Source organism: Deltaproteobacteria bacterium (genome assembly GCA_035063765.1).
In the GTDB taxonomy this organism is placed as follows: Bacteria; Myxococcota_A; UBA9160; order UBA9160; family PR03; genus CAADGG01.
Genome location: JAPSFT010000049.1, coordinates 1 through 6,579, shown reverse-complemented (window position 1 = coordinate 6,579; position 6,579 = coordinate 1). Strand labels below are relative to the sequence as shown.

10 protein-coding genes are annotated in these 6,579 nt (G+C 75.9%); all 10 read right to left on the bottom strand.

The features are described 5' to 3' along the window. The coding region (locus OZ948_19665) for a hypothetical protein (GenBank protein ID MEB2346937.1) at nt 1-446 on the bottom strand (446 nt) is incomplete at its 3' end. 12 nt (nt 447-458) lie between these two features. Next, on the bottom strand, nt 459-863 hold the full coding sequence (locus tag OZ948_19660; GenBank protein MEB2346936.1) for a hypothetical protein: 405 nt from the start codon (nt 861-863) through the stop codon (nt 459-461). Next, on the bottom strand, nt 860-1,486 hold the full coding sequence (locus OZ948_19655) for a hypothetical protein (GenBank protein ID MEB2346935.1): 627 nt from the start codon (nt 1,484-1,486) through the stop codon (nt 860-862). The genes OZ948_19660 and OZ948_19655 overlap by 4 nt, the downstream gene beginning before the upstream one ends. A gap of 229 nt (nt 1,487-1,715) precedes the next feature. After that, complete coding sequence (locus tag OZ948_19650; GenBank protein ID MEB2346934.1) at nt 1,716-1,955, bottom strand: hypothetical protein; 240 nt, start codon at nt 1,953-1,955, stop codon at nt 1,716-1,718. Next, on the bottom strand, nt 1,952-2,191 hold the full coding sequence (locus tag OZ948_19645) for a hypothetical protein (protein ID MEB2346933.1): 240 nt from the start codon (nt 2,189-2,191) through the stop codon (nt 1,952-1,954). Before OZ948_19645 ends, OZ948_19650 begins: the two co-directional genes overlap by 4 nt. Nucleotides 2,192-2,327: 136 nt before the next feature. Next, on the bottom strand, nt 2,328-4,307 hold the full coding sequence (locus OZ948_19640; protein MEB2346932.1) for an AAA family ATPase: 1,980 nt from the start codon (nt 4,305-4,307) through the stop codon (nt 2,328-2,330). Further along, nucleotides 4,304-4,672, bottom strand: a complete 369-nt coding sequence (locus OZ948_19635) for a topoisomerase DNA-binding C4 zinc finger domain-containing protein (GenBank protein ID MEB2346931.1) — start codon at nt 4,670-4,672, stop codon at nt 4,304-4,306. The genes OZ948_19640 and OZ948_19635 overlap by 4 nt, the downstream gene beginning before the upstream one ends. Continuing rightward, on the bottom strand, nt 4,669-5,187 hold the full coding sequence (locus OZ948_19630; protein MEB2346930.1) for a hypothetical protein: 519 nt from the start codon (nt 5,185-5,187) through the stop codon (nt 4,669-4,671). The genes OZ948_19635 and OZ948_19630 overlap by 4 nt, the downstream gene beginning before the upstream one ends. A 165-nt stretch (nt 5,188-5,352) precedes the next feature. Beyond that, nucleotides 5,353-5,541 (bottom strand): hypothetical protein, encoded by a 189-nt coding sequence (locus OZ948_19625; protein ID MEB2346929.1) that lies wholly within the window; start codon nt 5,539-5,541, stop codon nt 5,353-5,355. Nucleotides 5,542-5,585: 44 nt separating this feature from the next. After that, nucleotides 5,586-6,482, bottom strand: a complete 897-nt coding sequence (locus OZ948_19620; protein MEB2346928.1) for a hypothetical protein — start codon at nt 6,480-6,482, stop codon at nt 5,586-5,588. Nucleotides 6,483-6,579 lie beyond the last annotated feature (97 nt).

The following is a 6,579-nucleotide window of genomic DNA, read 5'->3' as shown; positions in this document are numbered from 1 at the left end:
GCGATCGCAGCGGCCAGGTCGGCGCGGGCGTCGGCCAGCGCACGCTCGAGCTGGTGCAGCTCGGCCGGGGTGCCCGCCGTCGGCGGCAGCCGCAGCACCGTGAGCCGCTGGCGCTCGATCGACTCGACGCGGTCGCGCGTGGCCGTGACGGCCAGGTCGAGCGCGTCGCGCTCGGCGGCATCCTCGGCAGCCTCGCGCACGCGGGCGGCCAGGAGGGCGCCCTCGGGCGCCTGGCGGAGCGCGTCCTCGAGCTGGCGCTGGCGCTCCTCGCGCAGCGCGTCGCTCGGGTCGGGCGGAGCCGGGCGGCGGATCGGCGCCGTCTCGCGCAGGCGCGCGGCGAGCAGGTCGCCGAGCAGCGAGCGCCGGTGGGGGCTGGCGGAGCGGAGCGGAGCGCCGCCGACCGAGACGACGTAGCCGGCGGGTCGGGTCCATGTACGCGATCCCATGACGTAGTCCTCCTAGTTTTCGGCCCCTACCGCGGGGCCGGTAAGCAGATCGAGCGCATCGACCGCGAGCGCCGCGAGCAGATCGAGTGCGGGCAGGTCGAGGCGCAGCTCGGAGTCGTCGAGCTCGAGCGCGAGCGCGTCGGCAGCATCGTCCGCGAGCGCTGCGGCCAGCTCGGCGCCGCGCGCGGCGATCCGCGCCAGGTCGAGGCGGCGCAGGCGGCCGAGCAGCTCCAGGCCGGCGGGCGACGCGAGCGGGTGCGCGGCCAGCACCGGCACGGGCGCCGGGATCGAGGGCGCCGCCACCACGGGGATCAGGGCGGCGGGATCGGGCGCCGGGGGCGAGGACGGCGCCGGCACGGGCGCGGGGGCGCGGCCCTCGGCGAGCCGCTGGCGCAGCAGGTCGCCGAGCACGGTCACGGTGCGGGCTCCTCGCGCTCGGCGCGCGGCTTGGCGGACTTGCTCCCGTTTGGGCGCGTGACGGCCCCAAACGGCGGCTCCAAGGGCGCATCGTCGGCGGGTGCGGGCTCGCGCACGGGTGCCACGTCGATCGTGCCGCCTGCGCGATCCTGCGCGGGCTCGCGATCTCGATCGGCGAGGTACTGGCCGAGGTCGCGCTCGACACGGCGCTCGTCCAGGCCGAGGAGCGAGAGCAGCCCACGACGCGCGCTCGAGAGCGTGGCGACGCGCGACGCCAGCTCAGGGTCACCAGTCTGAGCCCACCGCAGGAGCAGGCCGCGCATGACGGCGCCGAGCCGGCCAAAATCCTGCGCCGCGATCGTGCGCGCCGGCCCGGCATGATCCGCGCCGCCCTGCGCCTCGAGGAGCGCGTGCGCCTCATCGGCGCCGGCCGCCACCGCGGCCATCAGCTCCGGGCGCACGGCGTCCACGTCGCCGGCCTCGATCGCGAGTAGGTCCTGCGGCGCCACGCGCAGCCGCTCGATGCGGCGCTCGGCAGCGATGCGGCGGCGCTCATGCCACCGGCGCAGGCCGCGCGAGACGGCCTCGCGCTCCTCGAGGGTCCGGTAGCGGCGCCGGCTCACGAGCGCGCTCCGCGCCGCGCCCCGTAATCCCTGCGCCGCCGGCCACGATCCGCCCGCGCAAGCGCCCGGTATCCCGAGCCCGACCACGCGGCGTCCAGCGGGCACCTAGACGGTCGATTACGGGGCACGGGCGAGCCCGACACCCGAGAGCGGCGGCGCACGGCCACGCTCGGCGGCGCGCCCGCGGGGCGGATCGGCACGGCGGGGGTGTGTGCCGGGGAGCGACACGTCATCGGGTGCTCCTCCCCTGCTCTCGCAGCGCGTCGTAACGGGCCTCGCGCCAGAGAGCGTGTGCGCCGTCGAGCGCGTCGATCGCCTGCCAGCCTGCACCGTGACCCTCGAGATGCGCGCGCAGGCTCTCGTAGGCTCGCAGGCGGCGCGCGCACGGGTCGGCGGCCAGGTCGCGGGCGAGGTCGCCGACCGAGGTCTGCTCGCGCCGGTGCAGCATCAGGTATCGCCGGAGTGTCATCGCTTGCCTCCTGTTCGCTTGAGCGCCTCGAAGCCGAGCAGCCCCTCGAGAGCGAGCTGCCGGCGGACGGGCGCCGGTCTCGGCTGCGGCCTCGGTGCCGGTGCCGCCGGCCGCCCGGGCGTGGTACGGATCAGCGCCACCCCGGGGCCGAACAGCTCGGCGACCCGGAAGAGCACGTCGCCGGCGTTCGTGAGGGCGGCGGGGTCGATCTCGTCCACCGCAGGAGCCGCAGGCACGGACGAGCCTCGGGAGCGTGTCTGTCCGTGCCCCCCTCCGTGTGCCCCTATAGGGGGCACGGAGGGCACGGACGCTCCCTTGTCCGTGCCCCTAGTGGTGGGCACGGATCGGGCACGGATGGGCACGGACGACATATCAGGGCTCCTCCATCGCGGCGAGCGTCACCATGCGCGCGCCGTGCGCCCCGTCGGCGACGACGGCGATTCCGGCTCGCTCCCATCGCTCGGTGAGCTGGCCGGCTAGGCGCATCGCGGCGCCGGGCGGCTTGCGTCCTTTGACCGGCTCCTCGCCTGCGAGACGCCACGCGAGCCCGGTCAGGCTCACCGGCCCGTCGGCCAGGAGGGCGCGTGGGTCGTGGCCAGCGAGCGCGTCGGCCGGTCGGTGGTAGTGGATCGACCCGGTCTCGGCGCGGGCGCCCGCCACCTCGTAGTGGTACTCGGCGGGCAGGATCGCGTTGCCGTCCGCGAGCAGCCGCCGCAGCCTCGGCGAGCGGGCGACGCGCTCATAGAGGAGCACGACCTGCGCGACGGCCGAGATACTGGACGCCCCGCGCCCGGCGCTCCTGGCCTCGGCCCGGCTCGCGTCGCTCGTGTGGCCGACGTGGTGGATCAGGACGAGCCAGACGCCGCACGCGCTCGCGATCTCCTCGAGCGCGTCGAGCCACTCGGTCAAGAGGTCGTTGTCCCGCTCCTCGATCGACGCGGGCTTGAGCCGCGAGAGGGAGTCGAGGAGCACCAGCCCGTACGGCTCGCCCCGCTCGCGCGCCAGCTCGAGGGCTCCGCGCAGCGCCGCCAGGCCGTCGGCGTCGAGGGTGAGGAGCCGACGCGCCTCGGCGGGCAGCTCCCGGTCCCGGGCCACGATCGCCACGCGGTCGGCCCACGTGTCACCCGTGCCCGCGTAGCGCGCGAGGCGCCGCATCGTGGCGTCGATGCGTGTCACCGGCTGCTCGCGAGAGACGACGAGCGCGCGCGTCCCGGGGAGCGCCTCGGCGCCTGTCCACGGGGCGATGCCCTGTGCCCAGTTGCGCGCGAGGTCGAGCCCGAAGGTCGTCTTGCCCGACTTCGGTTTGCCGAGGAGCACGTGCAGGTGAGGCTCGGGATCCAGAATGCCAGGGAGCGGCGACACGGCCTCGGGTCGCTGGCGCAGGGCGCGCAGGCGGGCACCGGAGAATGCGACGGACGCGAGGTCGAGCGCCGGTCGCGGCTCCTCGCCCGCGCCGGCTGCCTGCTCGCCCCCCTCGCCCTCGGCGCCCGCGCCCTCGCCGGGCGGATACCGCCCTACGCTGCGCGCGATCGCGGCCACCTCGGCGGCCGAGAGCGGCGGCCGGCACCGTCGCGCGTTCACGGCGTGCAGCGCCGCCAGGATCTCCTCGGCCGACATGCCCCGGCGGCGCATCGTGCCCGCGAGGCTCGCGAGCGTGGCGTTGCGCCGCCCGGCCGGGATCTCGTCGCCGTCGCCTGCGCCATCACGATCGCCACCATGCTCCCGGTCGCGGGCGCCCTCGTCGGCGACGAGCGCCGCGAGCAGGCCCGCCGGGATCTCCGGGAGCTCGGCCAGGTCCGCCGGTAGGCTGCGCTGCCAGGTGTAGACGTGCCCGCTCGCGTGGGCGCTCGGCGCCACCACGATCTGCGCGCGCCCGCCCGGCCGCAGATCCACGGCGATCCCGGGCGCCAGCGCGACGCCCGTGCGCGCGGACACAGTCACGCCATCGGGCAGCCATACGACGTAGTGCGCCCCGTGCGCCGTAGCCTGTACCGGCGCATCCGGCAGCGCGCGCGCGAGGTAGGCGACAGCCTCGCGCGTGTCGGCGTCGAGCACTAGCACGCGGGCCGGGGGACACCAGCCGATGTTACCGCCGCGCGCCAGGTGGTCGGCCATGCGCGCGCGCCACCGCTCGGGGTCGGCGTCGGGATCGGCCCAGCGTGCCGCAGCCTCGGCCGTCCACCCGCTCGCGAGCGGGCGCTTGCCCGGCGCGGTACATGCCGCGCCGTGGTGTATGTCGCACCGCGGGCCGCAGAGCTCGAGGAGCCCTAGCGCCACGTCGCCGGGATAGAGCTCCGCGAGCAGCGCGCGCAGCTCGTCGCGGTCGCCGCCGGGTGTCGCTGCCGCCGTCACGCTGCCACCCGCGCGCGCAGCGCCGTCAGCCGCGCAGTCACCTCGTGCGCGAGGTCGGCAGCGTGCGGCCAGCGGTCGGGATGGGCGAGCGCGATCAGCCCGCGCAGCTCTCGCCGCAGATCGACGCTCTCGGGTGTCTGCTCGCGCTCGCGGTCCGCGAGCCGCGCGGTCGCGCTCGCCAGGCGGTCGCGCAGATCGTCCACCTGCTCGGCGAGCGCGTCGAGATACGGATCGAATTCCTCGGCGTGGTCGCAGCGCGGGTAGCTCGAGCACCCGAGGAATTCCCCGCCGTCGGCACGGCGCCGCCGCAGGCGCAGCGGGGCGCCGCACGCGGGGCAGTCGGCGGCCAGGCGCCAGGCGGTCACGGGTGCGCCTCGCTCAGCTCGGCGGCCTCGCGATCGCGCAGCGCGCGATACGCCACCGCGATCGCGCTTCGCAGCGCCTCGATCCGCACGAGCAGCTCCTGCGTCTCGGCTGCGAAGGGGTCGGCGGGATAGAGGCTGAGCATCCGGCGGCAGCGCCGCCGCATGTCGTCTAGCGACGCTAGCCGCGGATCGGGCATCGGCGGCAGCTCCGCCGCGCGCGTCTTGGCGAGCGATCGCTCGCGAGGATCCTCGCTCGCCGCAAGCCGGTAGATCTCGCGTCGCTCGGCAGGCTTCCGCTTCGCGAGCTTGCGCAGGATCTCGATCGCCGTCCGCGGCGGGATCCCGGGCTCCGAGACGAGTGCTAGCGCCGGCTCCCTGTCCGCTACCGGCAGCCGCTCGACTACTTCGATGGCCTCGAGGAAGTGGTAGTCGCGCCATCCCAGGACGCGCAGCGTGTCGGGCAGCACGGCGCCGATCGTGGTGGCGGGGTCAGGCGCCGGGTCGTAGGCTCTCATCCGTCGTCTCCTGTAGATCCACGGCCCCGCTCCGCTGCCCAGCTCGCGGGGTCGTGGTGTCTCTGGCGCCCGTCTCGGCGATCTCGCGCAGCACCGCCTCGGCGATCGCGCGCGCGTAGGCGCGGATCATCGGGGCGGCGCGCGGATCGCGAGGCGGACGCGGGGTCACTCGGCGCCGGCCTCCGGCACGAGACGCACGGGCGCCTCGAGCGCGGCGAGGTCGCGGCGCCGGGCAGCGGCTATCCGCTCGCGGGCGGCGGCGACCAGATCGGGGTCAGCGAGGCGCCCGAGCAGCCGGGGGCCAGCCTCGGGGGTCTCGGGCCACTCGACCAGCGCCAGGTCGATCCGTGCCATCGTCGGCACCTCCTACCGGTATCCGGTGAGGAGGCCCCGACCGTCTATGCCGAGCGGATCGTCTTGGGCCGGAGCTTGTCACGGATGGCGCGAGCCTGATTCCGGGCGGTCGAGTCGCCGCGCCCGAGTAGCCGGGCGGCCTCGGCGAGCGACTCGGCCTCGCCGCTCGCGAGGCGGAGCGCCAGCGCCAGCTCGGCCTCGGTCAGCCCCGCAGCGCGCAGCCGCTCGACGAGCTGGTGCTCCTCGCGCTCGGAGTCGAGCGCGGCGAGGAGGTCGGCCTCGTCCGCGCCTGCCGGTAGGGTCGCGATCTGCTCGGGCTCGGTCGCCACGTCGAGCCCGTCGCGCGTGCGTGTCCAGCCGGGCGGGAGCGCCCCGGCCACCGCCTCGGCTTCGATCCGCTCCGCGATCGCTGCGGCCACGTCGGGCACCACCTCGCCGCGCGATCGCTCGTCGAGCACCACGGCAGCGCCCGCGGCCATCGCGGCCGAGAGCGCCTCGGCGCCTGCCTGCTCGCTGCGCGTGGCACCCTCCAGCCGGCGTCGCAGCCGCGCGAGTAGGCCCGGGGCCAGCCCCTCGAGCGCCGCCCCGGCGGCCCGCCGATCGCTATCGAGCAGCGCACCGAAGAGGAGCCCGATCGCCGCCCACGGCGCGATCGGGCCGGCGGGCGCCACCATCCACCGCTCGACGAGCGCCTCTAGCGCCCGCTCGCGGTCCTCGGGCGGTAGCTCGCCGAGGTACTCGATCGACCGGGGGCCTAGCGTGGCGAGCAGGCGAGCACGCCCGGCCTCCATCTCGCCGCGCCACCACGTCATGACCACGGCCACGAGCCGGCGAGCGTGTCCCGTGAGCTGCGGCAAGTCGTCGTCGGTGAGTACACACGGCACCCGTGCGTACAGGTCGCGCTCGACGATCCCGAGGGCTTCGCGGTAACGGTCGTCCATCGCTGTCTCGATCATCTCCTACGGGGGTGTGGGCATCAAGCCACCCAGCGGAGCCCGCTGCGCCCGTCCGGCATCTGCAAAATCGCACCCCCGCTAC

Bases quoted from the DNA above. Each gene is read 5' to 3' on its own strand.
- OZ948_19650 (MEB2346934.1), bottom strand. From the start codon at position 1,955: ATGACACTCCGGCGATACCTGATGCTGCACCGGCGCGAGCAGACCTCG.
- OZ948_19630 (MEB2346930.1), bottom strand. From the start codon at position 5,187: ATGAGAGCCTACGACCCGGCGCCTGACCCCGCCACCACGATCGGCGCC.
- OZ948_19625 (MEB2346929.1), bottom strand. From the start codon at position 5,541: ATGGCACGGATCGACCTGGCGCTGGTCGAGTGGCCCGAGACCCCCGAG.
- OZ948_19620 (MEB2346928.1), bottom strand. From the start codon at position 6,482: ATGGACGACCGTTACCGCGAAGCCCTCGGGATCGTCGAGCGCGACCTG.